Origin of the sequence: Kutzneria buriramensis, from assembly GCF_003387475.1 — a bacterium.
Lineage (GTDB): Bacteria > Actinomycetota > Actinomycetes > Mycobacteriales > Pseudonocardiaceae > Kutzneria > Kutzneria buriramensis.
In genome coordinates this window covers 319,087-342,980 of sequence record NZ_QUNO01000010.1, presented here as the reverse complement: position 1 = coordinate 342,980, position 23,894 = coordinate 319,087, and the positions used below count along the sequence as shown (strand labels likewise).

The window sequence follows — 23,894 nt, the reverse complement described above, 5'->3', positions numbered from 1 at the left end:
ACGTCTCAGGTGATCTCCAGCACACCGGCCGGATCGAGCGCGATCTGCCGGAGCACGAGCCGACTGCGCAGCTCACGAGCCCCGTGGTCGCGCTTGAGGCGTTCGATCAACTCCTCGAAGTCGACGGTGTCCGTGCACGCCATCCGCAGCTGGTAGTCGTACTCCCCGGTGACGTGCGCGGCCGAGAAGATCTGCGGAAACCCGCGCAGCCCCCGCTCGAATTCGGCGCCGGACACGCCGTCGCGCAGGCGGACATCGGTGACCAGCACCAGCGGCCGTCCGAGCGCGGCGAAGTCCAGATCGGCGCGGTAGCCGCGCACGATCCCGGACTTCCGCAACCGACGGACCCGATCGGCGACGGCGTTGGCGCTCAGCCGAACCGCCCGGCCCAGCTCCTGATACGTGATCCGACCGTCGTGCAGGAGCACGGTGAGGATCTCCCGGTCGACGGCGTCCACTGCGACTTCTGAACCCATGTGGCCAATCTATCGAGAATATCGCAGCGTCACACCCGATCCAGCCGCGATTTCCGCGACAAACGTGGTGGGATCCCTGAAAGGGTCGAGGTCATGGGCCAAGACCTGCTGAAACTCCTGCTCACGCCCACGCTGATCGTCGCCGCCACCCTCCTCCAGCGCCGCTGGGCAACGCTGTTCGGCGGCCGCCTCGTCGGCCTCCCGCTCACCGCCGCCTCCTCGCTCACCCTCCTGACCCTCCGCGAGGGCGACACCTTCGCCGTGCAGACGGCGATCGCCACCCTGTCCGGGCAGCTCGCGATCGCCGCGTTCTGCCTCGGCTACGTCCGAACCGCCCTCACCCAACGCTGGCCGATCGCGCTGGCGGTCGCCGTCTGCTGCTACGGAATCGCCGCGCTCACACTGAGCCTGCACCAGTTCTCCTTGCCGGCACTGGAATTCCTGGTGCCGACCGGACTTGCGGCGACGCTTTCCGCCTGGCCGGCGCTGACCCCGCGCGAGGTCCTGCCGATGCCCTCAGAACTGTCGGCGCGCATCGCCGTCGCCACCGTCATGACCACCCTCGTGCTGGCGGCCGCCACGCTCGTCGGCTCCCGGGCGATCGGTCTCCTGGCGTCTTTCCCTTTGTTCGCGGCACTTTTCGCCGCGCAGCGGCAGCACACCGTCGGCGGCCCGGCGGCGATCATCTCGTTGCGGGCCGTCGTGACCGGCGCCTTCACGTCGTCGGTGTTCTTCCTCACGATCGCGAGCCTCCTGCCGCGCCTGGGTGCCCTCGCCGCGTTCCCGCTTGCCGCCGCGGCAACGGTGTTCACGCACATCGTGCTCAATACATTCATCCATGGATCAAAACCCGTCGATTCCTGTATTGGACGTATGAACGAGCCGCAACTAGCTTCCACTGCATGACCGTGACCCAGGCGCCCGAGGAAATCGCACACCGCCGTGGCAGCAAGGGATTCCGGCGAATCAACCTCGCGCTGTTCGCCGCCGGCCTGGCCACGTTCATGGTCCTCTACTGCGTGCAGCCGCTGCTTCCGGTCTTCGCCAAGGACTTCGGCCTCACGCCGACCGAGTCGAGCCTGGCGATCTCCGTCGCCACCGGGGCGTTGGCCGTCGCGATCGTGCCGCTGAGCATGCTTTCCGAGCGGTGGGGCCGAATGCCGGTGATGACGGCCTCGCTGTTCGCCACCGCGCTGCTCCAGATCGCGGTCGCGGTGAGCCCGAACTTCACGGTCCTCCTCGTACTGCGAGCCTTGCAGGGTCTCGCGGTCGCCGGCCTGCCGGCGGTCGCGATGGCCTACCTGGCCGAGGAGGTTCACCGAGGATCACTCGGTTTCGCGGTGGGCCTCTACATCGGCGGCAACAGCATCGGCGGCATGGCCGGTCGCGTGATCACCGGCCTGGTCACCGATCTCGGCGGCTGGCGCTGGGCGATCGGCGTCGTCGGTGTCGCCTCGCTGGGCTGCGCGCTGCTGTTCCGGGCGGTGATGCCGTCCTCGGCCAACTTCCGGCCGAAGCCGATCAGGCTGCGCACCCTGGCCGGCTGTTTCCGGGACAGCGGACTGATCCGCCTCTACCTGATCGGCATGCTGCTGATGGGCAGCTTCGTCACGATCTACAACTACCTCGGCTTCCGGCTGACCGCCGCGCCGTTCGGCCTGTCGCAGGCGATCGTCGGCCTGATCTCGGTCGCCTACCTCGCCGGCACGGTCAGCTCCCCGGTCGCCGGTCGCCTGGTCGACCGCTACAGCCGACGCCAGGTGCTGTGGGGGACCGCGGTGGTCAGCGTCGTCGGCCTCGGGCTGATGCTGTCCGACGACCTCGTGCTGGTCGTGGCCGGACTGCTGCTGGTGACGGCCGGGTTCTTCGCCGGCCACACCGTCGCCAGCGGCTGGGTGAGCGCCCGCGCGGCGCACCCGGCGCAGGCCTCCGCCAGCTACCAGCTGTGCTACTACCTCGGCAGCAGCGTCGGCGGATCCGTTGGCGGGCTTGCCTTTTCGGGCGGCGGCTGGGTCGCCGTCACGGCGTTCACGGCCGCGCTGACGCTCGGCATGCTGGCGCTCGGGCTGAGCCTGCGCAAGCTGGCCCCGGCCGCGCGCAACCGCCTGCCGGTCACGGCGTGAGCAGCGACCCGATCTCCTCGGCGTCAACGGGTTCGCCGAGCGCCACGCCCTGACCGGCGTCCACGCCGATCTCCCGCAGCCACGCCACATCGTCCAGGGTGTCCACGTTCTCGGCGATCACCTGCATGCCCATCTGGTGCGCGAGCGACACGGTGTTCCACGTGACCGTCGCCGGGATCGTCTCCCGCTCGCCGTCGACCTGCGACACCGCCAGGTCCCGGCTCTTGAGCACGGTCAGCGGCCGTGCCACCAGGCATTCCGGCCGGTGCCCGCTCAGCCCGGCGATGCTGAACGTGATGCCGCGCTCGGCGAGCAGCTCCATGTCCTCGACCTGCTCCTCGCTGTCGCAGTCGATCGCGTCCTGCGCCAGCTCCAGGCGCAGCAGGCCGCCGTCGAGCCCGCTGTCGGCCAGCGCCCGGATGACGTTCGGCAGGAAGTCGGGGTCGCGGGCCTGCCGCGGCGGCGTCTTCACGCTCACGATCGGGGCGCGCTCACCGAACTCCTGCTGCCATTGCCGCGCCTGCCCGCACGCCTGGAGCAGCATCCACTCCGAAAGCCGCACCACCAGCCCGGTGCGCTCGGCCAGCGCCAGGAACTCGGCGGCCGCGAGCAGGCCGTGCTCGGGGTGATCCCACGTCAGCTGCGCCTCGACGGCCACCAGCCGGTTGTCGCCGAGCGAGCGGATCGGTTGGTACACAACGGTGAACTCGCCGTTGTCCAACGCCACCGGCATGGTCAGCGCGAGCTGGAGCTGCGCCCGGTCCCGGTCGCAGCGCTGCTGGTCGAACAGCGCCCACTGCGCCTTGCCGCCCTGCTTGGCCCAGTGCAGCGCCATCGTGGCGTCGCGCAGCAGCTCGGCCGGCTGCTCCCGGCCCACGGCGCGCTCGACGATGCCGACGCTGGCGTGCACGGACAGCCGGTGCCCGAGCACCGTCACCGGCTCGTTGATCAGCCGCAGCGCCTCCTCGACGAGCGGCGTCACCGTCCGGGTGCCCTCCGACTCCTCGATCAGCAGCGCGAACTCGTCGCCGCCGAGGCGCGCGGCGAGCATCTTGTTGTCCTCGGCGTGGTAGCGCAGCTTGGTGCCGAGCTTGAGCAGTACCTCGTCGCCGACCTCGGGGCCGAGCCCGTCGTTGATGGTGGCGAAGCCGTCGATGCCGAACACGCACAGCGCCACCCGCCGCGGCCGGTCGACCCGGCCGAGCACGCTGTCGAGCCGCGCCATGAACGCGGTCCGCGTCGGCAGGCCGGTCAGCGGGTCCTGCATGCCGAGCGTGGCCATCGCCTGGTTCGCGTAGTGCAGCTCGGTGGCGTCCTCGACCATCGCCACCTGGTAGGTGGCCACGCCGGTGGAGTCCCGCACCGCGGACACGGTGACGTTGGCCCACAGCACGTCGCCGTCCTTCTTCAGCAGCCGCTGCCGGCTGCGAAAGGACGGGTACTCGCCGCGGAACAGTCGGTTGTAGCGCTCCAGGGTGTCCGGGATGTCGTCCGGGTGCAGGATGTCCGCGCCGGTCAGCGCGTTCAGCTCCTCGCGGGTGTAGCCGAGCAGGTCCTGCAACGCCTGGTTGGACTCCAGGATGTTGGAGTCGAAGTCGCCGATGGCCAGGCCGATCGGCGCCGAGTCGAAGACCGCGAGGAAGCGCGACTCGCTGTCCTGGAGGCGGCGCTGCGCCACATCGGTGGCCAGCCACATCGCCTGCTTGATGACCTCCTGCTCCTCGAAGGTTCGCTCGCGCAGCGCCTCCGAGTAGCCGGTGCTGAGCCGCCCGAGCAGCTGGACGACGCGGTCGAGCAGCCGCTGGTCCTCGCTGGACAGGCCGGCCGGCTGCACCAGGCCGGTGCCGAGCAGTTGGAGCGTGCGGCCGAGCGCCTCGGGCGCGGTGAAGTGGGCGTTGACCAGCCGCGCCCCGACCTCGAGGGCGGGCGCGGGGTCGAACGGCTCGCTGAGCAGCGCGGTCAGCAGGGAACCGGACAGATCCAGTAAGAAGTCCTCGATCTCCCGCCGCGACATCGGCACGTAGCTGGTGTCGATGATGGCGGCTGCCCAGCCCTCGGCGAACTCGCGCAGTTCGGCGCTTCGACCGTCGTCGGCCATCGCCACCTCGCTCGTTCCGGCATCCCGGGCGGTCAGTGTATTAGCCCGTCGTCACGGCTTCGTCGCCACCACTCCGTAGACGAGTGAACTCTCCGGGTGACGTCCGACGTCGGCGGCCGAGTCGGGCCGCCACAGCGGCAGGTGCACCAGGCCGGGCGGCACCGGGTCGAAGCCGGCGATGATCCGCAGCAGCTCGTGGGCGGTCCGCGGGTACAGCGGCTCCATGGTGTCCTCGACGATCGCGCCGATGGCCTGCGCGTCGGCGAGCAACTCGCCCTCGGCGCCGGTGAAGCTCGGATGGGACAGCGCCACGTAGCTGCCGGGGGCCAGCGCATCCCGGTAGCGACCCATCAGCCGCGCCGGGTCGGCGGCGTCCGGCACGAAGTGCATCATCATCAGCGTCAGCACGGCGACCGGCCGGTCGAAGTCGATCAGCGCGCGGACCTCGGGCGCGTGCAGCACCTGCGCGGGCGAGCGGAAGTCGGCCAGCACCGCCGTCGCGAGCTTGTTGTCCCGCAGCAACGGTTCCGCGTACGCCACGGCGATCGGGTCGTTGTCGACGTACACCACGCGGCACTCCGGATCGAGGCCCTGCGCCAGCTGGTGCACGTTGCCCACGGACGGGATGCCGGAGCCGATGTCCAGGAACTGGGTGATGCCCTGGCCGACCAGGAAGGCCACCACCCGGCGCAGGAACTTGCGGTTGAGCCACACGGTGTCGCGCACCTGCGGCATCGCGTCGACCAGGCGTTTGGCCAGTTCCCGGTCGACGGCGGTGTTGCAGCCGCCGCCGAGCAGGTAGTCGTACACCCGCGCGGCGCTGGGCCGGGAGAGGTCGATCTGCTTGGGCGCCCAGCCCGGTCTGTCCAGCATCGGCACGTCAGAGCTTCCTCGCCACCACGCCGTAGATGGCGGCTTCCTCGGTGTGGTCGGCGTCCTCCGGGAATTCCGGACGCCATCGTGGCACGTGCACGATGCCCGGTTCCAGCGGTTCGAACCCCTCGATCATGCGCTCGATGTCGGCCCGGCCCCGCAGCGTGATCGGGGTGCGATTGGCCGCGTACAGGTCGTACACGGTGAGGATGTGGTCGGATTCGGCCTCGTGCGTGGAGTGCGACAGCGCCAGGTAGCTGCCCTCGGGCAGCGCTTCCCGGTAGACGGACAGCAGTCCGGCCGGGTCGTCCTCGTCGCCGACGTGGTGCAGCAGCGCGAACAGCAGCAGGCCGACCGGCTGGTCGAAGTCGATCAGGTGCTGCACCTCGGGGGAGGAGAGCACGGCGCCCGGGCGGCGGAAGTCCTCCTGGATGACGGCGGCGAACTCGTTGTCCTGCAACAAGAGTTCACTGTGGACGACCGCCGTCGGCTCACGGTCCACGTACACCACGCGGCAGGTGGGGTCCGCCGCCTGCGCCACCTCGTGCACGTTGCCGGCGGTCGGGATGCCCGAGCCGATGTCGATGAACTGGCGCACGCCGGATGCGACCAGATGCCGCACGGCGCGGCGCAGGAACGCCCGGTTGGCCCACGTCAGGTACTCCACCTCGGGCATCACGCGGATGACCTCGCGGGCCATCTCCCGGTCGGCGGCGGAGTTGGTGGCGCCGCCGAGCAGGTAGTCGTAGATCCGCGCGGCGTTGGGCGTGTCGAGGTCGATGTAGGTGTGGGCCCAGCTCGGGTGGTCAAGCACGGCGCACCTCGGGGTCCTGGTGCGGCGACGGCGCGCACCTGGTGTTTCGGTGGTAGCCCTGGGGAGTGTAGTGATCGGGGACGGGGCGTCTACCTGCCTTGAGGTAAAACCTCGTCGGCGTGGGCGGACCCATTTCGCTGCGTCGCCGTTACAGCGTCCGATCGGGTGATGTTCGGGGTGCGGAGCACCGTGACCAGGATGCCCAGCGCGACACCGGCTGTGATCGACACCAGCGCGCGGTCCAGACCTGCCGGCAACGCCACGACGCTGGAGGAGCTCCACCACACCGGCAGATCCTGGAGAAGGGCGAGGGCGCCCAGGCCGACCGCGGCCAGCGCGGCGAACCATCGTCCGGTGGCGCGCCGCCCGGCCAGCAGTCCGACCGCGGCGGCGCCGACCAGCCAGGCCAGCACGATCGGCAGGTACTCGTGCGCGAGAATAGTCCACCGATTCTCGGCCTGACGACCAAGAACTGTCGCAATTCCGTGGGTGGCGCTCGCGGCGACGAGAACGGCCGTCGCCGCGGCCAGCGGGAGTTGGCTGCGGCGGACCAGGCCCAGCAGCGACACGGCGATCGCCAGTGACACCGTGACCAGGATCCATGGCAGTGGCGACGGACCCGGCACCCAGCGCAGCTCGCCGCGCACCTGATAGGTCTTGCCGTCCGAGACGAGGTCGACCTGCCAGGCCCGGATCAGGTGCTCGTGGTCGGGGTCGGCCAGGACCTGCGACGGAAGTGTTGCGTCACCCCAGTGTGCGTAGTGATCGTGCCACTGCACCTCGGGCTCGGTGGAGACGCGTTGCCACGCCGGCGCCTTCGCCGCGTCGCCGGACGGCTTCTCGGGGTCCTGGCTGATGTCGCCCGACGGCGTCGGCTCGGTCGGGAGGGCGGTGTTGACGGCCGCCCCGTCCGGACCGACCTGGTAGCGCTGCGCCCCGTCAGGATCGAGGACGACGACATCCGTTCGAGTGGAATTCCGCAGCCACAGCGCTTCGCCGTTCTGGAGCACCTGGAACTGGACGCCCGGCGGGAGGGGTGACTCGATGAGCGCGCTGCGCAGGTCGCCGACGCGATCCGGCGGGGTGTGCGCGTCTTCGTCGTGCGCCGAGGCGGGTGCGGCCAGCGCCAGCAGCAGCACGGCGACCAGGGCGGCAAGGCGGGCCACTTCGTCAGCCTCCCAAGGGATTGAAGCCGGCGGGCAGCTCCAGCCGGTGCGCGCTCATGAAGCCGGCGTCGGCCAGGATCTCCCGGATCGGGCCGTCCGCCACGACCTGGCCGTGGTCGAGCACCACGGCCCGCTGGCACAATTCCAGCGCGTACGGCAAGTCGTGGGTGACCAGCAGGGTGGTCATGCCGAGGCGCTTGACGAGATCCGCGAACTCGCGGCGGGCCGCCGGGTCCAAATTGGACGATGGCTCGTCCAGCACCAGCACCTCGGGGTGCATGGCGAGCACGGTGGCGACCGCGGCGCGGCGGCGCTGGCCCAGCGAGAGCCGGTGCGGCGGCCGGTCGGCCAGGTCCGCGAGGCCCACATAGGACAGTGCCTCGGCGACACGGGCCTTGAGCTCATCGCCCTTCAGGCCGAGATGCGCGGGCCCGAACGCGACGTCACGGCCGACGGTCGGGGTGAACAGCTGGTCGTCGGGATCCTGGAAGACGACGCCGACCTTGCGGCGCACCTCCTTGAGCGTCTTCGGTCCGACGGCGGTGCCGCTGATCAGGACCTCGCCCGCGGACGGCGTGAGCACGCCGTTGAGTTGCAGCACCAGGCTCGTCTTGCCGGCCCCGTTCGGGCCGAGCAGGGCCACCCGCTCGCCGCGGCCGATCGTCAGATCCACAGTGGACAATGCGGACGTGCCGTCGGGGTAGTCGAAGCTGACGCCGCGCATCTCGATCGCCGGCAGTTCGTCGGACGCCTTGGTGGACGGCATGAACCGGCCTCGCCTGATCTCGACCGTCGGCGCCGGGGCGGGCGTGCGGATCGCCCGCCGGGCCTTCCGTTTGCCGCGGGCGGGCTCGTCACCGTGTGGCGTAAGGGAGATCGGCAGGCCGACCTTGTCCTCGTAACCGGGCAGCTGGACGCGGTAGGTGCAGAGGTCGCAGTTCATCCGGACATCGCCGTGCAGCGCCTCGCGGTAACGCTCCAGGACGATTCGGGCCAGTCGCGGATCGGGGCCGAGATGGGCGCCGCCGAGCACGGTGATCTCGGGATGCTGCGCCGCCCAATCGCCCGCCTGTTGGTGGATTCTCGGCACCAACATGCCCGTGAACAGGAAGAACGGGCTCACGACTATCGTGGTCGCGCCGAGCAGGCGGCAGCGTTCCATCGCCTCCGCGACGTTCGGGCGGGCGACGGACACGAAGCCCGGCTCGATCGTGCCGAGGCCGCGCTTGTCCGCCAGCAGGCGGCCGACCTTCCACAGGTCGGAACACGCGTCCGGGTCCGAGGAGCCGCGGCCGATCAGCGCCACGCCGAGCTTCTCCGGGTCGGCGTCGCCGGCCGCGTCCCGGATCCGCTCCTCGGCGATCGACAGCAGGGTCGGCTCGATGCCGAGATCCCGTGCGAGTCTGAAGTGGACGGACGGATGCCGTTGCCGGGCACGGGCCATCGCCGCCGGGCCGTCGTTCTTGAGGTGGCCGGCGGCGAGCAGGACCAGCGGCACCACGACGACTTCGTGCGCACCCTCGGCGACCAGCCGGTCGATCGCCTCGTCGACGCCCGGTTCGGCGAGTTCGACGAAGCCGCAGCCGATCTTGAGGTCCGGGGCCGCGTTTCGCACGGCCTCGGCCAGCGCCCAGTACTCGTCGACGCCGTCGGAGTCGCGGCTGCCGTGGCCGAGCAGCACCATCGCCGGCGCGGTCATGCCGTCGCCCATGCGGTCGCGGTCAGCGCGGCGAAGATCGCCGGGATGGTCATCGTCGTCGCCCAAGCGGTTCTGGTCGCCGGCTCGCCCGTCAGTGTCGTCGGCAGTGATCCCTCGTAGCCGCGCGACGCCATGGCGAGGTAGACGCGTTCGCCGCGTTCGAAGGCCCGGACGAACAGTGCGCCGACGCACAGGGCCGTGTCCTTCGCCTGCCACAGCCAGCGGGTGTCCGCGCCCCGGCAGGCGCGGGCCGTGCGCAGGCGGTTGAGTTCGGAGTTGAGGACCTCGACGTAGCGGATCATGAAGGAGGCGACCGCTGTGAAGATCTTCGGGACGTGCAGCCGCTCCAGGCCGGTGATCACCTCGGGCAGCGGAGTGGTGGCCGCGAGCACACCCGTTGCCAGCAGGCCGAAGCTGGCCTTCAGCACGATCGACGCCCCCGACTCCAGGCCGGCCGTCGCGAGCGGGATGCCCAGCACGTGGATTTTCGGGCCGGTGGCGAGAAAAGGTAGCAGTACCACGAAGAAGACGAACGGGATCTCCACCACGAGGCGCCGAAGCAGCGTCGTCGCCGGCACCTGGGCGATGGCGGCCGCCGCGGCCAGGCCGATGCCGTAGCCGAGATAGGGCCAGAACTGGTCTCGCGGCGTGCAGGCCACCAGCAGGATGCACAGCGCCGTGGCCGCCACCTTGCACTGCGGGGCCGCGCGGTGCAGCGGCGTGTCCGCCGGGATCAGCAGGTCCGCGCCCGGATTGTGGGCGGCTCCGCTCACTGCGGCACCTCGCTAGCGCTCGGTGTCCGCGTTCGCGGACGCGCTGCGCTGGATGATTCGCTCGCAAGCTCGCTCATGCGTTCGCCCGCGTCAGGTGCCGGCCGACCCGTACCAGATCTGGCCGGAGGCGCAGCAGCGCCGCCACGATCAGTCCCGTCACCAGGCCCTCGAACAGAGCGATCACCGAGTAGGTGCCGATCGTCGTCACCGCGACGGTGGTCGCCGGGACAGCGGTTGCGCCACCGACCGCGTATTCCAGGCTGTACAGGATGGATCCGGCGACCACCGACACGAAGCCGGCGATGCCCGTTGTGACGGCGACCCAGATTTTCGTGCGGGGAAGGACCTTGCGCAGGCCCAGGATCAGCGGGTAGCCGACGACTGCCGGTATCAGCGCCATGTTGACGGCGTTGACCCCCAGCGCGGTCACGCCGCCGTCGCCGGCGAACAGGGCCTGGACCACGAGGACCACCGAGATCACCACCGGCCCCAGCCAAGGCCCCAGCAGTGCGACCGCCAGCGTGCCGCCGAGCAGGTGGCCGCCGGTGCCGACGCCGATGGGAAAGATCGGCGCCTCCAGCACGAGGAAGAACGCCGCCGCCAGGCCGGCCAGCGGGATGTCCCGGTCCCGCAGCGACGGTCCGAGGTTCCGGCTGCACAGCGCCAGGCCGGCCACCGCGACCACGCCGCCCGCGATGGAGACCGGTGCGTTCACGAACCCGTCAGGAATGTGCATGCGATCCCTCCACAGGTTCGTCGTCGGCTGCCAGTAGTTGGTCGGCGACCCGCTCGGTCGATGGATTGCCGATAGGTCGTCCGACCGACGGCTGTCCGCTCGCCAGCAGGTCGAGCGCGGCCACCTCGCCGATGACGAACGTCACCGGCGGCCGCATCCTCGTGTTCGGCAGCGATCCCAACGTGCCGAGCTCGGTGCGTTGGTGGTCCCGGCTCGCCGCGCTGATCGCCGCGACGGGGGTGTCCGCCGCCAGACCGCCGGCCATCAGCTTGTCGGCGATGTCCCGGAACGCGGACCGACCGGTGAGCACGACGACGGTGCCGCCGACCCGGGCGACGGCGTCCCAGTCGATGGTCTGGTGGTACTCGGGGTCGTCGTTGCCGGCGATGACCGTGAGCGTGGTGGCGACCTGGCGGACCATCACCGGGATGCCGGCGAGCGCTGGCGCGGCGATCGCGGCGGAGATGCCCGGCACGATGTCGAACGGCACGCCGGCGGCGGCGAGCGCGACGGCTTCCTCGCCGCCACGGGAGACGACGAACGCGTCGCCGGCCTTGAGTCGGACCACGTCGCGGCCGGTCCGCCCGAGGTCGACGAGAAGCTGGTTCACGTCGGCCTGCGGCCACGCCGGACGACTTCCTGCTTTTCCGACGCAATGCACAACTTCGGCGGAATCCGCGATCGCGACGATGTCGGCCATCGACGGCCGGTCGTAGACGACGACTTCGGCGGACTTGAGGAGTTCGACGGCGCGGCAGGTGAGCAGACCGGGATCACCGGGGCCGGCGCCCACGAGGTGCACGGTCACCCGGCACTCCGGTCGTCCGCGGATCGGGGGCCGGCGGCGGACCGGGGCGTCACCAGCCAGTCGCCGAACCGCAGAGTGGTCGACGAACCGATCAGCACGGTGGTGGTCATGCCGACTTCGTCGCAGTCGAGGTCGGCGAGCGTGGTGAGCCCGACGCGCTGCCCGTCACGGGCGATGTCGGTGACCAGGGCCACCGGCGTCCCGGGTGCCCGTCGTTCGAGCAGCACTTCGCGGGCCCGGCCGAGCTGCCAGGGGCGGCCCTTGGAACGGGGGTTGTAGAGCGCGATGGCCAGGTCGGCCTCGGCGACGGCCCGGAGTCGGCGTTCCACTTCCTCCCAGGGAGTCAGCAGGTCCGACAACGTCAGGCAGGCGAAATCATGCGCGAGCGGGGCACCGACCAGCGCCGAGGCCGCGAGCGCCGCGGTGACGCCCGGCAGCACATGGACGGCAGGTCGTACGGATTCCTCGATTTCGTACGCATTGCTCAACGCCAACGTCGCCATGCCGTACACACCGGCGTCGCCCGACGACACGAGCACCACCCGCCGGCCGCCGGCCGCAGCGTCGACGGCCTGCTCCGCGCGCAGCTTCTCCTCGGTCATCCGGCCGCGGACGACGATCTGGTCGGGCCGGAGGATGTCCTCGCACGCTTCTATATAGGCGGCGTAGCCGTAGACGGCCTCGGCGTCGGCGATCGCCGTGGTCGCGGCCGGTGTGCGGTGTCGTGCGTCGCCGGGGCCGAGGCCGACGACGGTGAGCACGCCGGTCATGGCAGCCTCCGCTTTTCGACGGGAATGGGACGACCGTGCGTGCTGCCCTCGGTCGACCGTCGACGGCAACCGTGCGAGTAGGCCGGGTCGTACAACCTGGTCCGTTGGACTTCGCGACCATCGTCGAGCGCTTCACCGACGAGCACCAAGGCGGCCGTCCGAATACCGGACGCTCGAAGTTCGGCCGCGAGCTCGCCGACCGTCGTGCGGACGATCCGCTCGTCCGGCCACGTCGCCTTCGCGACGACAACCGCCGGAGTGTCGGGGGAGTAGCCCTCGCCGTCGGCGAGCAGTTCGGCCTGTAGCTGCTCGGGGCGCTGGGCGGAGAGGTAGACGGCCATCGTCGTGCGGTGCGACGCGAACGAGGCGACCGTCTCGCCGTCCGGCATCGACGCGGCCGTCCGACCGCCGGCGAGGCGTGTTAACACGATCGACTGCGAAACCGTCGGTGAAGTCAGTTCACAACCAATCGCCGCCGCGGCGGCGCCGAGCGAGCCGACGCCCGGCACGATCTCGTACGGCCGGCCGTTCAGCCGACACCAGGCGATCTGCTCGCCGATCGCGCCGTACACGGTCGGGTCGCCGGAGTGCAGGCGGACGATGTTCGCGTCCGGGTGGCCGGCGTAGACCTCGAGCACGTCCTCCAGCGTCATGCCCGCGGAGTCGTGTCGCTCGGCCGCCGGGTTCGCGTGCGTCAGCACCTCGGCCGGCACCAGCGACGACGCCCACACGACGACGTCCGCCCGGGCCAGCCGGTCGGCGCCGCGGAAGGTCATCAGATCCGCCGCGCCGGGGCCGGCGCCGACGAAGGAGATCATCCCGGGCGAGCTCACCTCGGGGACCACCCGAGGCGCGGCGCAGTGCCAGCCATCACATCCTCCGTGCGACGCATGTCGGTCGCGTGGCCGGTCTCCTGGCTCCCGGATCGCCGCCGTCGCCGCGCCTTCCCAGGCGCACGCGCCCAGTGGCTGTAGCTCTGCGGGACAACTCCCCGGTCACAGTGGCGGGACCGCGCCGGATTCGCACCGGCTTCCCGTAACCACGCTCGCGGAGCAGGTTAACTGACGTCCCGGCGCGCCGACACCGCCGACTACGGTGTGAAACAGTCCAGCCGAGGGGAAGTTCCGACGTGCCGCGAGTGCCTCATCCGATCGAGTCGGAGTCGTACGAAATCCTCCGCCGCCGCGTCGACACCACCGGATTGGGGCCGTTGTCGCGGGCGGTCGTGGAGCGGCTCGTGCACACCACCGCCGACCCGACCTGGGCCGGCGACCTGCTGGTCGACGAGCCGGCGCTGGTCGCCGGGCGGCAGGCCCTCGCCGACGGCGCGCCGCTGATCGCCGACGTGCGGATGGTCGCGGTCGGCATCACCAGCCGGCCGGCCGCCGTCATCGCGGAGACGGCCGACGGAATCGAGGAGTTCGTACGAAAAGCACCGGTCGGTGCGGTGTGGGCCCTCGGTCAGGACGTGTCGATCGTCACCGAACTGGTCGAGCACTGCCGGTCCGGTCGGATTCGGCCGGCGCTGGTCATCGCGCTGCCGGCCGGGTTCGTCGGCGCGGTCGAGGCGAAGCGGGCGGTCCGCGAGCTCGGGGTGCCTGCCCTTACAAACCGCGGCGAGCGCGGCGGCGCGGCGCTGGCGACGGCGGCCGTCAACGCGCTGCTGTATCTCTGATCCACCCACACCCCGGTTTGCCACTAACGTGACACCGGCTGTCACGGAAAGTTGCTGACGAAGAGGGGTGGCGCATGTCCATCGGCCAGGGCGAGTTCGTGTCGGCGGCCCGGGAAGTGATCGACCGACTGGTCACCACCCAGCGCGAGCCGATCGCCGCCGCGGCGGCGCTGGTGGCCGACTGTGTGCTGGCCGACGGCGTGGTCCAGGCCTTCGGCACCGGCCACTCGCAGGCGCTGGTGATGGAGATCGCCGGACGGGCGGGCGGCCTGATCCCGACCAACCGACTCTCGCTCCGTGACATCGTCACCTACGGCGACGCCCCGCCCGACGCGCTCGACCGGCACAGCGAGCGCGACCCGGCGATCGCGCACCGGGTGTATGAACTCGCCGAGCCACGCGAGAGCGACCTCTTCGTCGTCGCCTCCAACTCCGGCGGAAACGGCTCGATCGTCGAAATGGCCTCGCTCGTCAAGGAGCGTGGTCACCGGCTGATCGCCTTCACGTCGATGGAGCACGCCACCGCCGTCGACTCGCGGCATCCGTCGGGCAAGCACCTCCACGACTACGCCGACGTGGTCATCGACAACTGCGGACCGTTCGGCGACACGCTCCTGCCGATGCCCGACGGCGGCAAGGTCTGCGCGATCTCCTCCATCACCTCGGCGTTCGCCGCCCAGATGATGGTCGCCGACGCCTGCGCCCGGCTGCTCGCGGCCGGCCACCGGCCGCCGGTGTACCTGTCGGCGAACATCCCCGGCGGCGACGAGCACAACAATGCGCTCGAGGACCACTACTCCGGCCGAGTTCGGCGCGACCCGTAGAACCCGGTCAGCCTACCGACGGTCGAGGCGACCATCTCGCGCAGTTCGGCGGGTTCGAGCACCTCCACCTCGGCGCCGAGCCGGAGGAATTCGGCGTGCGCGTGGCGGAGCGTCTCGACCGGGACCACCGCCTCCATCCAGCCGTCGGCGTCCGGTTCGGACAGTGTCGGCATCACCTGGTCCGCGACTGACCGTCCCATGAAATACGGCAGCGCCCTCACACCTTCGGGTGACAGCCGTACGCGGGTGCGTTCCCCGCGTATCCGGACCTCGAACTGGTCGGCCCACTCCTGCCAGTAGGCGGCCAGGTCGAAATCCGCGGGACGGTCGAAACGCTCGTCGAGGGCCTGCACACCGAGCACGTTCGACACCCGGAACGTCCGCGGCTCGTCGCCGGCCAGCCCGACGAGGTACCAGGTCCCGGCCTTGAGGACCACGCCGAGGGGCGCGAGCCGGCGGGTCACCTCGCGCGGCGTCTTCCACCGGCGGTACCGGATCTCGACCATCCGCTCGTTCCAGACGGAATCCGCGATTTCGGCGAGAAACGGAACTTCGTCGGCCTCCCGGAGCCAGCCCGGCGCGTCGAGGTGGAAGCGTTCACGGATGCGGCTGGCCCGCGCCCGCAGGTCGGGCGGCAGCGCGGCGAGCATCTTCAGCTCGGCCGTCGCCACGACCGTGCCCAAGCCGAGTTCGGCGGCCGGTCCGGGCATGCCGGCCAGGAACAGTGAGTCGGCCTCGTCGGTGGTCAACCCGGTCAGACGCGTTCGATAACCGTCGAGCAGTTGGTAGCCGCCGGTCGGGCCGCGGTCGGCGTAGACGGGCACGCCGGCTACCGACAGGGACTCGATGTCGCGATAGACGGTGCGGACGGAAACCTCGAGTTCGTCGGCGAGCTCCTGCGCGGTCATCCGGCCCCTCGTCTGTAGCAACAGCAGAGTGGACAACAACCGGCTCGCGCGCATACCCGGCATTGTCGGTCAGGCGTACCGGACGACCGCCGTCGGCACTCCGCGGACCTCGGCGATCCGTTCCGCCTCGGCCTGCACACCGTCGCGGGTCGACGGGTCGATGACGTCGTCGAACGAAGTGACCGTCACCTCCAACTTCTTCCTGCCGACCACCCGCGACCGCCACATGCCGCCGATCTGACCGTCGACCAGCAGCGCGCCGGGATTGCCGAGGATCGTCCACAGCGCCTTCTGCTCCGCCTTGTCCGGCACGAGCACGTCGCGGTCGCGCGCCTGGAGGAACGGGTCCATCGCCGGCAGCAGACGAACGAGGTCCACGCGGTCGCAATCGAGAAGTTCGTCGACATTCCCCTTCGGCAACCATGCGCGTCGACCGTCGACGGTGACCTCGGCGAGGTCGTCGGGCCAGACGGCGCGCACGTTCGCCGTCGACGTGTCGAGCCACTTCGCCACCTCGGCGGGCGTCGCCGGTCCAAGGAAGCGGAGGTAGCGGTGGACCAGTCCGTGCGGATCGGTGGATTTCGTCGGAATCGGTCCGCGCTTGGGCAGCGGCTCCAGCAGCAGGCCGGTGTCGCCGGCGCGCAGCCGCAGGCCACCGGCGAGCGAGCCGAGCCGGAACGGCTGCTCATATATATGTGTCGACTTGCACGCAGGGCAGGCTCGGGTCTGACCGGCCGGCACCAGCTTGGTGACCTCGGTGCTCGCTGCACCCTTGGTCATCGGCTTCGTGACGACCTTGCGCATCGACTCCGCGACCAGCCGGTACGTCTCCATCGCGGTCAGCCCGTCGGTCACCGTCCGGGCCTTCGGCCACATCAGCCGGGCCTGCGCGTCGGCGTCGCTCCATGGCCAGAGTTCACCGGCAAGTCGACGAAGTTCGCCGGGACGGTGGTGGTGCGGGGCACCGCGCAACGTCCACGCCATCTCGTATTCGTCGAGATTGACGGGGCCGGTGGTGCGGGCGGCCAGCGCCAATTGGGCGGAGCCCGCCTGGGTGTCCTGGAGACCGATGTCCAGCACGGCCGGCTCCTCGCTGTCGCGGAGCAGGCCGTGCTGGCGAACCCGGTACCAGAGCACCTGGTCGCGGCTGACGTTCGTGGTCACGCCGCCATCATCACCCGAAAGACTGCCATCTGCTGTCAGGAACCGCAGTCGAACAGCGCGTCCCCGTCGCCGCCCAGTCCCGGCACCGGCTTGCAGTGGCCTTGCACCCAGGTGATCCGCGCCGCCTCGTTCGGGCCGCCGATCGAGGCGAAGATGCTCGCCGGATTTCCCGTGTCGATCTTCGTCGATGGTGGCGCGGTGTGCGAGACGACAAATCGGACGCGGCCCTCACGTACCCAGGAAGCCAATTCATCGGTGGTCGGTGCGGGGTCTGCGCCCTCGAATCCGCCGAGCACGACCACCGGGGCGTCGGAAAGCACCAGGTAATTGCTGGCGACAATCGCGCCGCCCTCGACCGCCATGGCTATCGGCGTGTGCCCATGTGCAACGGCGTAATCGAGCATCGCGCGCTGGGCGGCGGTCATGGTCACGTCGGTGGCCTGATTGCCGATGAGTGGATTCAGGGCCCGTCGAATGCTGGGCTGCGCCTTCGGACCGAGCCCGACGAGATACGGCGGCATCACATACGGTCCCGCGGTCGCATTGGTCGTGCCCATGAACGAATTCGACGGCTCGACAGCGGTTGCCACCGACCAAGCCGCCGGCGCCAGGAGCACGGTCGCCACGGCAAGCAGCGCACCCGCGACCCCCAGCCGACCGTGACCGGACCGAGCCGTCTCCAACTCAGGGATATCCGATGCACCGACCGCGGAATGGGCTTCCTCCGACTCACCGAGGTCCGATCCGCTGTCAGCGGACTGGCTCACCACCGGTTCCGGGACGCCGCGAGCGAACCGAGCCACCACCAGCACCGCTACGGCCAGGACCGCGACGACGGCGACGGCGTACCGCAACCAGCCGTTCCAGGCCGGATCCCGCGCGATCAGCACCCACGCCCACCCGGCGGAAACCGTTGCGGCCAAGGGCAACGCGAGCCACCACGCGCCGATCGGCCGCCGGTACCAGCGCCACAACAGCACCAGCCCGGCCCCGGTCAGGGCGGCGATCGGCGGCGCGAGCATCGTCGTGTAGTACGCATGGAAGGCGCCGATGGAGAAGCTCAGCACCAGCCCGGCGACGATCAACCAGCCGCCCCACAGCCACCATCCCGCGCGACCGGCCGTCGACCCGACCCGTCGGCCGAAGATCACGGCGACCAGGGACAGCAGCGCCAGCGGCAGCAACCAGCTGATCTGCCCACCCAGCAACGGATTGAACAGCCGCGTCGGTCCCGGAATGCCGCCGAACAGCACGATCGACAGGATCGTCGCGAACTCCGACGCCTTGTCGGAGCCGCCGGCGACGCGCCCGATGCCGTTGTAGCCGATCACCAGATCCCACACCGAACCGGTGCCGCTGCTGCCGATGAACGGCTTGGCGCCGGGCCAGAGCGACACCAGCACCACCCACCACAGCGAGCTGGCGATCACCGCGACGCCGGCGGCGGCCAGGTCCAACAGCTTGCGGGGCCAGGGAATCCGCACGCCGACCAGGTACGCCAAGGCGAACGCCGGCAGGACCACCCACGCCTGCAACATCTTCGTGGTGAAGCCGAGCCCGATGAACAGGCCGGACAACATCATCCAGCGCGTCCGGTGCTCGGCGTCCACGGCCCGCGTGAACGCCCATGCGGCGGCGATCAGGAACAGCACCATCAGGGTGTCCGGGTTGTTGTCACGGTTGATCGCCACTGTGATGGGCGTGACCGCCAGGGCCGCCGCGGCGATCAGCGCCGCCGGCTCGCCGGCCCAGCGGCGCACCGTGCGGTGCAACAGGAACACGGCCGCCCCGCCCTCGAGAACCTGCGGCAGCAGCACCGCGAACGGGTGATAGCCGAAGATCCACGTGCAGATCACCTGCGGCCACAGCGCCAGCGGCGGCTTGTCCACGGTGATCACACCGGCCTGGTCCAGCGACCCGAACAGGAAGTTCGTCAGCCCGCCGGACATCGATCGAACCGCCGCGGCGTAGTACGGATTGCCCCAGTCGCCACCGGCCCCGATGGCCCACCCGTACAGCACGACGGCCACCGCGATGATGCCGCCGAGCGCCCATCTCGGCCACCTGGCCGTCATGACTTCTCCTTGAAGACCCAGAGGCGCAGCGCGATGAAGCGCAGCACGGTGCCGGCCGCCGATGCGCCCAGCAGAACGAGAATTTCCAGCCACCAAGACGGATTCGACACCAGCCACTGCAATCCCAGCAGCGCGGTGGAGGTCAGCGCGTAGTACGCGGCGAACACCACGAGCCCCTGCACGTGGATTCGCGCCACGGACTGCCCGCCGGAGGCGAATGTGACCCGCCGGTTGGCCTCGGTGTTGAACACGGTCGTGATCGTCAATGCCACCAGGTTCGCCGCCAACGGCGGAAAACTGCCCCGCAGCAGCGAGTACAGCAGCGCGTAGGCGACCGTCGAGATCACGCCGATGATCGCGAACAACAGGAACTGCGACGCCATTCTGCTGTCCCGTGTGGACACGATCGCGTCCGGGTGGGCGGGCCGGGGCTCCGGTCGCCGAGGCAGTCCCGGCACCGTGGCCCGGCCGCTGGCCTTCGCCCGCGCGACCCGCACGAGCCCCTTGACGTCGTCCCAGGCCGTGCTCGCCACCTGCACCCGGCTGTCGGTGTCCTCGACCCAGTCGACCGGCACCTCGTGGATGCGCAGACCGTTGTGCTCGGCCAACAACAGCAGCTCGGTGTCGAAGAACCAGCCGTCGTCCTCGATCTTGTCCAGCAGCGGACGCACCGCAGCCAGCCGGGCGGCCTTGAACCCGCACTGCGCGTCGGAGAACCGTGCGCCGTGCGAGAGCCGGATCGCCAGGTTGTAGCAGCGGGAGATCAGCTCGCGGCGCGGTCCCCGAACCGTCCGCGCCCCCGCCGCCAGCCTCGATCCGATCGCGATGTCCGAGTGCCCGTTGGCCAGCGGCGCGATCAACGGCGCCAGCGCGTCCAGCCCGGTGGACAGGTCGACGTCCATGTACGCCACCACATCCGCCGTGCTGCGCTGCCACGCGGTACGCAGCGCATGCCCGCGCCCCTTGCGGTCCAACCGGATCACGCCCACCCGGTCGAAGTCGTGCACCAGGTCCATGGCGACATCGCTGGTGCCGTCGGTGCTCGCGTTGTCGACGATCGTGATCTTCCAGTCCTGGTCGATGTTCTCGTCCAGGAAGTCGTGCAGCACCCGGACACAGCCGGGCAGCGCGCGACGCTCGTTGTAGACCGGAACGACCACCTCGACGGTGATCGTGTCGACCATTCCCCTCATGCTGACCAACGCTAGGGACGCGACGGCCCCGGCACATCGGCGCGCGGATGGAACCGGCGGCTCCACCCACGGGTGGAGTGACCCTTGGCTACCATCGTCACGTGACCGAGCAGCACCAGCACTACTTCACCGCCGACCCGAACGCGGTCAGCGACCCACGGCTGCTCACCGTCGAGCTGTCCGACCTGACGCTGACGCTGACCACCGACGCCGGTGTGTTCTCGCCGAAGCAGCTCGACCCCGGCACCAAGGTGCTGCTGGACCACGCGCCCGCGCCGACCGCCGACGGCGACCTGCTCGACGTCGGCTGCGGCTACGGCCCGATCGCACTGACGCTCGCGAAGCGCTACCCGCAGCGGCGGATCACCGGCGTCGACGTCAACACCCGCGCGCTGGAACTGGCCCGGGCCAACGCGAAGGCGGCGGGTGTCACGACCGTCACCTGCCTGCTGCCCGACGAGGTGCCGGCCGACGCGCGGTTCGCGGCGATCTACTCGAACCCGCCGATCCGCATCGGCAAACCCGCCCTGCACGAGCTGCTGCTGACCTGGCTCGCCCGGCTGCGGCCCGACGGCGTCGCGTACCTGGTGGTGCAGAAGAACCTGGGCTCCGACTCGCTGGCCAAGTGGCTCACCGAGCAGGGGCACGCGACCGAGCGGATCGCCACCGACAAGGGCTACCGGGTGCTCGCCACAGGACCCCGAAGCTGATCAACTCGGCGTGGTCACTCCTCGCCGTCGCTCTCCTCGCCGGTGTCGACCGACAGCACGCCGGGCTGTTCGGACAAGCCGGTCAGCACGGCGGCCAGCTGGCGCGGCCCGGTCAGCCGCAGCCGCAGGTCGATGACCTTGGTGGACTCGTTGCGGTTGGTCGAGGCGTTCTCGACCACGTACCCCGAGGTGGTGACCAGCTCCAGGATGTCGCGCAGCGCGCCCTCACCGTCCCGGTAGCTGGCGCGCACCACGGTGGTCGCCGGCCGGGAGCGGGTCAGCAGCCGGAGCAGCGGCGGATATCCGTACACCACAAGGAAATGCGCCGCCGTGACGAACACCGCGAGCAGCGGCAGGCCGGCGGCGCAGGCGCAGCCGACCGCGACGCTCACCCACACCACGGCGGCCGTGGTCAGCCCGCGCACGATGTTCTGCCGGACGAAGATCAGGCCGCCCCCGATGAATCCGACGCCGGACACGATCTGCGCCGCGACGCGGGACGGGTCGAGGACGATTCGCCCCTCGACGAGCACGTCGGTGAATCCGTATTTGCTGATCAGCAGGAACAGCGCGGCGCCCAGCCCGACAAGCGTCAGCGTGCGCAGGCCGGCGCTTTTCTGCTTCAGTTCGCGTTCGAGCCCGATCAGCGAGCACAGCACGAGCGCGGTGGCCAGCTCGATGATCTGCGTCCAGCCCTGGCCGGTCGGCTCACCGAAGGTCACCAGATCGTTCATCGCCCGCTAGTCCTCTCGGAAATTGTCCCGCACCCGCCGGAGGAAATCGCCGAGCTGCTCCCTCTCCGCCTCGCTGAAACCCGCCAGCGCCCGTTCCTGAGCATTCTCTCCCACGGACCCGGAATTCCGCAGGTCGGAGACAGTTGCGGCGATTGCGGCCAGGGTCCCGCCGAGCGAGGCCAGCGACATGAGGGCCCGCAGCTCGTACACGCTGATGCCGGTGGCCACGCCGACGTTGAGCGACTCCACCTCGCCGGACATCGGGATGCGGACAACGTGGTCGGCCAACGCCAGCACCTCGTCGCCGACGCCGTCGGTTTCGTTGCCGACGACGAGCGCCACCGGCCGGCCGCTCAGCGGCGTCGCCCCCTGGAGCGTGCGGGCGTGGCCGGATGTCGCGACGATTTCGAAGCCACGTTCGCGGAGGTCACGCACCGCCTCGGCCGGCGTCTCATAACGCCGAAGTCGTGCGCGCAACACCGCCGCGCGCGAGGCGTCCAGCACGCGACGACTCGTCAGATCCGTCTCATCGTCCGTGCAGACGATGTCGGCGACGCCGAGTCCGACGGCCGTCCGCACGATCGTGCCCAGATTGCCGGGGTCGAGCACGCGGTCCAGGACGACGGCGAAATCCCCGTACGGTTGCTCGTCGCCTACATCGAAGGTCAGCTCGGCGACCGCCAACCAGGAGACCGGCCGATTCAGCCGCACCGCCTGCCGAAGCACCGACTCCTTCGCCATCAGCACCGGCACCCCGGCCGTGGCCAACAGCGACATCACCGAGTCGGCGGCGCCCTCGGCCGCGAGCGCGAACCGCAGCGTCGCGCCGGCCTCCACCGCCTGGGTGATCAGGGCGGCGCCCTCGAGCAGGCAGCCGCCCGCCTCGGCCCGGCCGGTACGGCTGGCGAGGGCCCTGACCTGCTGGAGGTGGTCGTCCTTGAGCGATGCGATGACTGCTGGCACGGCGACGACCGTATCTGCCGGTCGAGCAGCACGGGCGGCAGGCCGCCTAGGCTGAGTTGAACCAGGGAGGCCAGGTACATACGAGGATGGTGCGCGCCGTGACCGAACGCCGTCTGCCGCGACCGCGCGAGCTGGCACAGCTGCTGCGACCGAGGCGGTTCGTGCTCGACCCGACGGAGCGGCGCTTAGCGGCCGCGAACACGATCGCCGACCTACGCACCGCCGCACGCCTGCGTACGCCGCGCGCGGTGTTCGACTACACCGACGGTGCCGCTGAGCTGGAGGACAGCCTGCGCCGTGCGCGCACGGCATTCCGCCGTGTCGAGTTCCGGCCCAACGTGCTGCGCGGCGTCGCCGACCCGGACACCAGTGTCGAGGTACTGGGTAAGCGGAGCGCACTGCCGTTCGCGTTCGCGCCGACCGGCTTCACGCGCATGATGCACCACGAGGGGGAGCGGGCGGTCGCCAAAGTCGCGCAGCGTGTCGGCATTCCGTATGCACTGTCGACCATGGGCACCACGTCCATTGAGGACGTCGCGGCGGCCGCCCCCGACGCGCGCAAGTGGTTCCAGCTGTACGTGTGGCGCGACAAGGGCGCCGGCCGTGAGCTGCTGGAGCGGGCGTGGGCCGCCGGCTTCGACACCGTCATGCTCACCGTCGACACACCCGTCGGCGGTGCGCGGCTGCGCGACGTGCGCAACGGCCTGACGATTCCGCCGGCGCTGACGCTGCGCACCTTTGTGGACGGTGCACTGCACCCGGCGTGGTGGTTCAACCTGCTGACGACCGAGCCGCTCACGTTCGCATCGCTCACCGAGTGGGGCGGCACCGTCGAGGAGCTCATCAACTCGATGTTCGACCCGACGCTGAACTTCGACGACCTGGACTGGGTGCGTGCGGCCTGGCCCGGCAAGCTCGTCGTCAAGGGCATCCAGAACGTCGACGACGCCCGCGACGTCGTCAAGCACGGCGCCGACGCCGTGCTGCTGTCCAACCACGGCGGCCGCCAGCTCGACCGCGCGCCGACGCCGCTGGAGCTGCTGCCCCAGGTCGTCGACCAGGTCAAGGCGGACGCCGAGGTGTGGCTGGACACCGGCATCCTGTCCGGCGCGGACATCGTCGCGGCCACGGCGATGGGCGCCGACCTCTGCCTGATAGGCCGGGCCTATCTGTACGGGCTGATGGCCGGCGGCGAACGTGGCGTGCAACGAGTTGTCGACATCCTGCACAAAGAGATCGTGCGAACCATGCAACTACTCGGCGTGCGCGCCGTCGCCGACCTCCGTCCCAGCCACGCGCGGCTGCGGTAACC

General features: G+C 70.3%; 23 protein-coding genes and 1 riboswitch. Of the genes, 6 read left to right on the top strand and 17 right to left on the bottom strand.

What is annotated here, in order from left to right:
* Positions 1–5: 5 nt before the first annotated feature.
* Positions 6–476, bottom strand: a complete 471-nt coding sequence (locus BCF44_RS29330; RefSeq protein ID WP_246015680.1) for an Lrp/AsnC family transcriptional regulator — start codon at positions 474–476, stop codon at positions 6–8.
* A gap of 93 nt (positions 477–569) precedes the next feature.
* On the opposite strand from BCF44_RS29330, the gene BCF44_RS29325 reads away from it, so the two are divergent.
* Together BCF44_RS29325 and BCF44_RS29320 are read left to right on the top strand one after the other, a co-directional pair.
* A complete protein-coding gene (locus BCF44_RS29325; RefSeq protein WP_116177621.1) occupies positions 570–1,382 on the top strand; it encodes a hypothetical protein in 813 nt (270 codons plus the stop codon).
* Positions 1,379–2,599, top strand: a complete 1,221-nt coding sequence (locus tag BCF44_RS29320; protein WP_116177620.1) for an MFS transporter — start codon at positions 1,379–1,381, stop codon at positions 2,597–2,599. The genes BCF44_RS29325 and BCF44_RS29320 overlap by 4 nt, the downstream gene beginning before the upstream one ends.
* Here BCF44_RS29320 and BCF44_RS29315 read toward each other — a convergent pair.
* From BCF44_RS29315 to cobM, 10 genes are all read right to left on the bottom strand, one after another.
* Positions 2,589–4,697: a putative bifunctional diguanylate cyclase/phosphodiesterase gene (locus BCF44_RS29315; RefSeq protein ID WP_147328678.1), complete on the bottom strand. Its 2,109-nt coding sequence runs from the start codon at positions 4,695–4,697 to the stop codon at positions 2,589–2,591. The two genes, BCF44_RS29320 and BCF44_RS29315, sit on opposite strands and share 11 nt — an antisense overlap.
* Before the next feature lie 51 nt (positions 4,698–4,748).
* Complete coding sequence (locus BCF44_RS29310; protein ID WP_116177740.1) at positions 4,749–5,570, bottom strand: SAM-dependent methyltransferase; 822 nt, start codon at positions 5,568–5,570, stop codon at positions 4,749–4,751.
* 7 nt (positions 5,571–5,577) lie between these two features.
* Positions 5,578–6,384, bottom strand: a complete 807-nt coding sequence (locus BCF44_RS29305; protein ID WP_246015678.1) for an SAM-dependent methyltransferase — start codon at positions 6,382–6,384, stop codon at positions 5,578–5,580.
* Between the two features lie 89 nt (positions 6,385–6,473).
* On the bottom strand, positions 6,474–7,550 hold the full coding sequence (locus BCF44_RS57850) for a hypothetical protein (protein WP_246015677.1): 1,077 nt from the start codon (positions 7,548–7,550) through the stop codon (positions 6,474–6,476).
* 4 nt (positions 7,551–7,554) lie between these two features.
* Positions 7,555–9,315 carry a CbiX/SirB N-terminal domain-containing protein gene (locus tag BCF44_RS58990; RefSeq protein WP_147328677.1) on the bottom strand — a complete coding sequence of 587 codons (1,761 nt, stop codon included), beginning with the start codon at positions 9,313–9,315 and terminating at the stop codon, positions 7,555–7,557.
* Positions 9,246–10,022, bottom strand: a complete 777-nt coding sequence (gene cbiQ / locus BCF44_RS29290; protein ID WP_116177615.1) for a cobalt ECF transporter T component CbiQ — start codon at positions 10,020–10,022, stop codon at positions 9,246–9,248. Before cbiQ ends, BCF44_RS58990 begins: the two co-directional genes overlap by 70 nt.
* Before the next feature lie 73 nt (positions 10,023–10,095).
* Positions 10,096–10,758: an energy-coupling factor ABC transporter permease gene (locus BCF44_RS29285; RefSeq protein ID WP_116177614.1), complete on the bottom strand. Its 663-nt coding sequence runs from the start codon at positions 10,756–10,758 to the stop codon at positions 10,096–10,098.
* Positions 10,745–11,566: a uroporphyrinogen-III C-methyltransferase gene (gene cobA, locus BCF44_RS29280; protein WP_116177613.1), complete on the bottom strand. Its 822-nt coding sequence runs from the start codon at positions 11,564–11,566 to the stop codon at positions 10,745–10,747. Before cobA ends, BCF44_RS29285 begins: the two co-directional genes overlap by 14 nt.
* The gene (gene cobJ / locus BCF44_RS29275; protein WP_116177612.1) at positions 11,563–12,336 is read right to left on the bottom strand and encodes a precorrin-3B C(17)-methyltransferase; all 774 of its coding nucleotides are present in this window, start codon (positions 12,334–12,336) and stop codon (positions 11,563–11,565) included. Before cobJ ends, cobA begins: the two co-directional genes overlap by 4 nt.
* Positions 12,333–13,169, bottom strand: coding sequence for a precorrin-4 C(11)-methyltransferase (cobM, locus tag BCF44_RS29270; protein ID WP_211353274.1), 837 nt, complete (start codon positions 13,167–13,169; stop codon positions 12,333–12,335). The genes cobJ and cobM overlap by 4 nt, the downstream gene beginning before the upstream one ends.
* Before the next feature lie 53 nt (positions 13,170–13,222).
* Positions 13,223–13,395: riboswitch (cobalamin riboswitch) on the bottom strand.
* A gap of 79 nt (positions 13,396–13,474) precedes the next feature.
* On the opposite strand from cobM, the gene BCF44_RS29265 reads away from it, so the two are divergent.
* Together BCF44_RS29265 and BCF44_RS29260 are read left to right on the top strand one after the other, a co-directional pair.
* Complete coding sequence (locus BCF44_RS29265; protein WP_246015675.1) at positions 13,475–14,011, top strand: precorrin-8X methylmutase; 537 nt, start codon at positions 13,475–13,477, stop codon at positions 14,009–14,011.
* Positions 14,012–14,085: 74 nt separating this feature from the next.
* Entirely contained in the window at positions 14,086–14,835 is a 750-nt protein-coding gene (locus BCF44_RS29260) for a sugar isomerase domain-containing protein (protein ID WP_116177610.1), read from the top strand.
* Here BCF44_RS29260 and BCF44_RS29255 read toward each other — a convergent pair.
* Genes BCF44_RS29255 through BCF44_RS29240 form a run of 4 tightly spaced genes read right to left on the bottom strand, consistent with a single transcriptional unit; the run spans position 14,805 to position 20,175 of the window.
* Positions 14,805–15,797 (bottom strand): helix-turn-helix transcriptional regulator, encoded by a 993-nt coding sequence (locus BCF44_RS29255; RefSeq protein ID WP_116177609.1) that lies wholly within the window; start codon positions 15,795–15,797, stop codon positions 14,805–14,807. The two genes, BCF44_RS29260 and BCF44_RS29255, sit on opposite strands and share 31 nt — an antisense overlap.
* 15 nt (positions 15,798–15,812) lie before the next feature.
* Positions 15,813–16,907, bottom strand: a complete 1,095-nt coding sequence (locus tag BCF44_RS29250; RefSeq protein WP_116177608.1) for a DNA glycosylase AlkZ-like family protein — start codon at positions 16,905–16,907, stop codon at positions 15,813–15,815.
* A gap of 35 nt (positions 16,908–16,942) precedes the next feature.
* A complete protein-coding gene (locus tag BCF44_RS29245) occupies positions 16,943–18,982 on the bottom strand; it encodes a glycosyltransferase family 39 protein (protein ID WP_116177607.1) in 2,040 nt (679 codons plus the stop codon).
* Positions 18,979–20,175, bottom strand: a complete 1,197-nt coding sequence (locus tag BCF44_RS29240; RefSeq protein WP_116177738.1) for a bifunctional glycosyltransferase family 2/GtrA family protein — start codon at positions 20,173–20,175, stop codon at positions 18,979–18,981. The genes BCF44_RS29245 and BCF44_RS29240 overlap by 4 nt, the downstream gene beginning before the upstream one ends.
* Before the next feature lie 101 nt (positions 20,176–20,276).
* On the opposite strand from BCF44_RS29240, the gene BCF44_RS29235 reads away from it, so the two are divergent.
* On the top strand, positions 20,277–20,885 hold the full coding sequence (locus tag BCF44_RS29235; protein ID WP_116177606.1) for a class I SAM-dependent methyltransferase: 609 nt from the start codon (positions 20,277–20,279) through the stop codon (positions 20,883–20,885).
* Between the two features lie 14 nt (positions 20,886–20,899).
* On the opposite strand, the gene BCF44_RS29230 is transcribed toward BCF44_RS29235, so the two are convergent.
* Together BCF44_RS29230 and BCF44_RS29225 are read right to left on the bottom strand one after the other, a co-directional pair.
* On the bottom strand, positions 20,900–21,619 hold the full coding sequence (locus BCF44_RS29230; RefSeq protein ID WP_116177605.1) for an MgtC/SapB family protein: 720 nt from the start codon (positions 21,617–21,619) through the stop codon (positions 20,900–20,902).
* 6 nt (positions 21,620–21,625) lie between these two features.
* Positions 21,626–22,582, bottom strand: coding sequence for a TrmH family RNA methyltransferase (locus BCF44_RS29225; RefSeq protein WP_116177604.1), 957 nt, complete (start codon positions 22,580–22,582; stop codon positions 21,626–21,628).
* 98 nt (positions 22,583–22,680) lie between these two features.
* On the opposite strand from BCF44_RS29225, the gene BCF44_RS29220 reads away from it, so the two are divergent.
* Entirely contained in the window at positions 22,681–23,892 is a 1,212-nt protein-coding gene (locus tag BCF44_RS29220) for an alpha-hydroxy acid oxidase (protein ID WP_116177737.1), read from the top strand.
* Positions 23,893–23,894: the final 2 nt, after the last annotated feature.

Coding starts and splice junctions, on each gene's coding strand:
- BCF44_RS29230 (WP_116177605.1), bottom strand. CDS start 21,619: ATGAACGATCTGGTGACCTTCGGTGAGCCGACCGGCCAGGGCTGGACG.
- BCF44_RS29260 (WP_116177610.1), top strand. CDS start 14,086: ATGTCCATCGGCCAGGGCGAGTTCGTGTCGGCGGCCCGGGAAGTGATC.
- BCF44_RS29315 (WP_147328678.1), bottom strand. CDS start 4,697: ATGGCCGACGACGGTCGAAGCGCCGAACTGCGCGAGTTCGCCGAGGGC.
- BCF44_RS29240 (WP_116177738.1), bottom strand. CDS start 20,175: ATGAGGGGAATGGTCGACACGATCACCGTCGAGGTGGTCGTTCCGGTC.
- BCF44_RS29245 (WP_116177607.1), bottom strand. CDS start 18,982: ATGACGGCCAGGTGGCCGAGATGGGCGCTCGGCGGCATCATCGCGGTG.
- BCF44_RS29310 (WP_116177740.1), bottom strand. CDS start 5,570: ATGCTGGACAGACCGGGCTGGGCGCCCAAGCAGATCGACCTCTCCCGG.
- BCF44_RS29320 (WP_116177620.1), top strand. CDS start 1,379: ATGACCGTGACCCAGGCGCCCGAGGAAATCGCACACCGCCGTGGCAGC.
- cobJ (WP_116177612.1), bottom strand. CDS start 12,336: ATGACCGGCGTGCTCACCGTCGTCGGCCTCGGCCCCGGCGACGCACGA.
- BCF44_RS29255 (WP_116177609.1), bottom strand. CDS start 15,797: ATGCGCGCGAGCCGGTTGTTGTCCACTCTGCTGTTGCTACAGACGAGG.
- BCF44_RS29330 (WP_246015680.1), bottom strand. CDS start 476: ATGGGTTCAGAAGTCGCAGTGGACGCCGTCGACCGGGAGATCCTCACC.
- BCF44_RS29285 (WP_116177614.1), bottom strand. CDS start 10,758: ATGCACATTCCTGACGGGTTCGTGAACGCACCGGTCTCCATCGCGGGC.
- BCF44_RS29325 (WP_116177621.1), top strand. CDS start 570: ATGGGCCAAGACCTGCTGAAACTCCTGCTCACGCCCACGCTGATCGTC.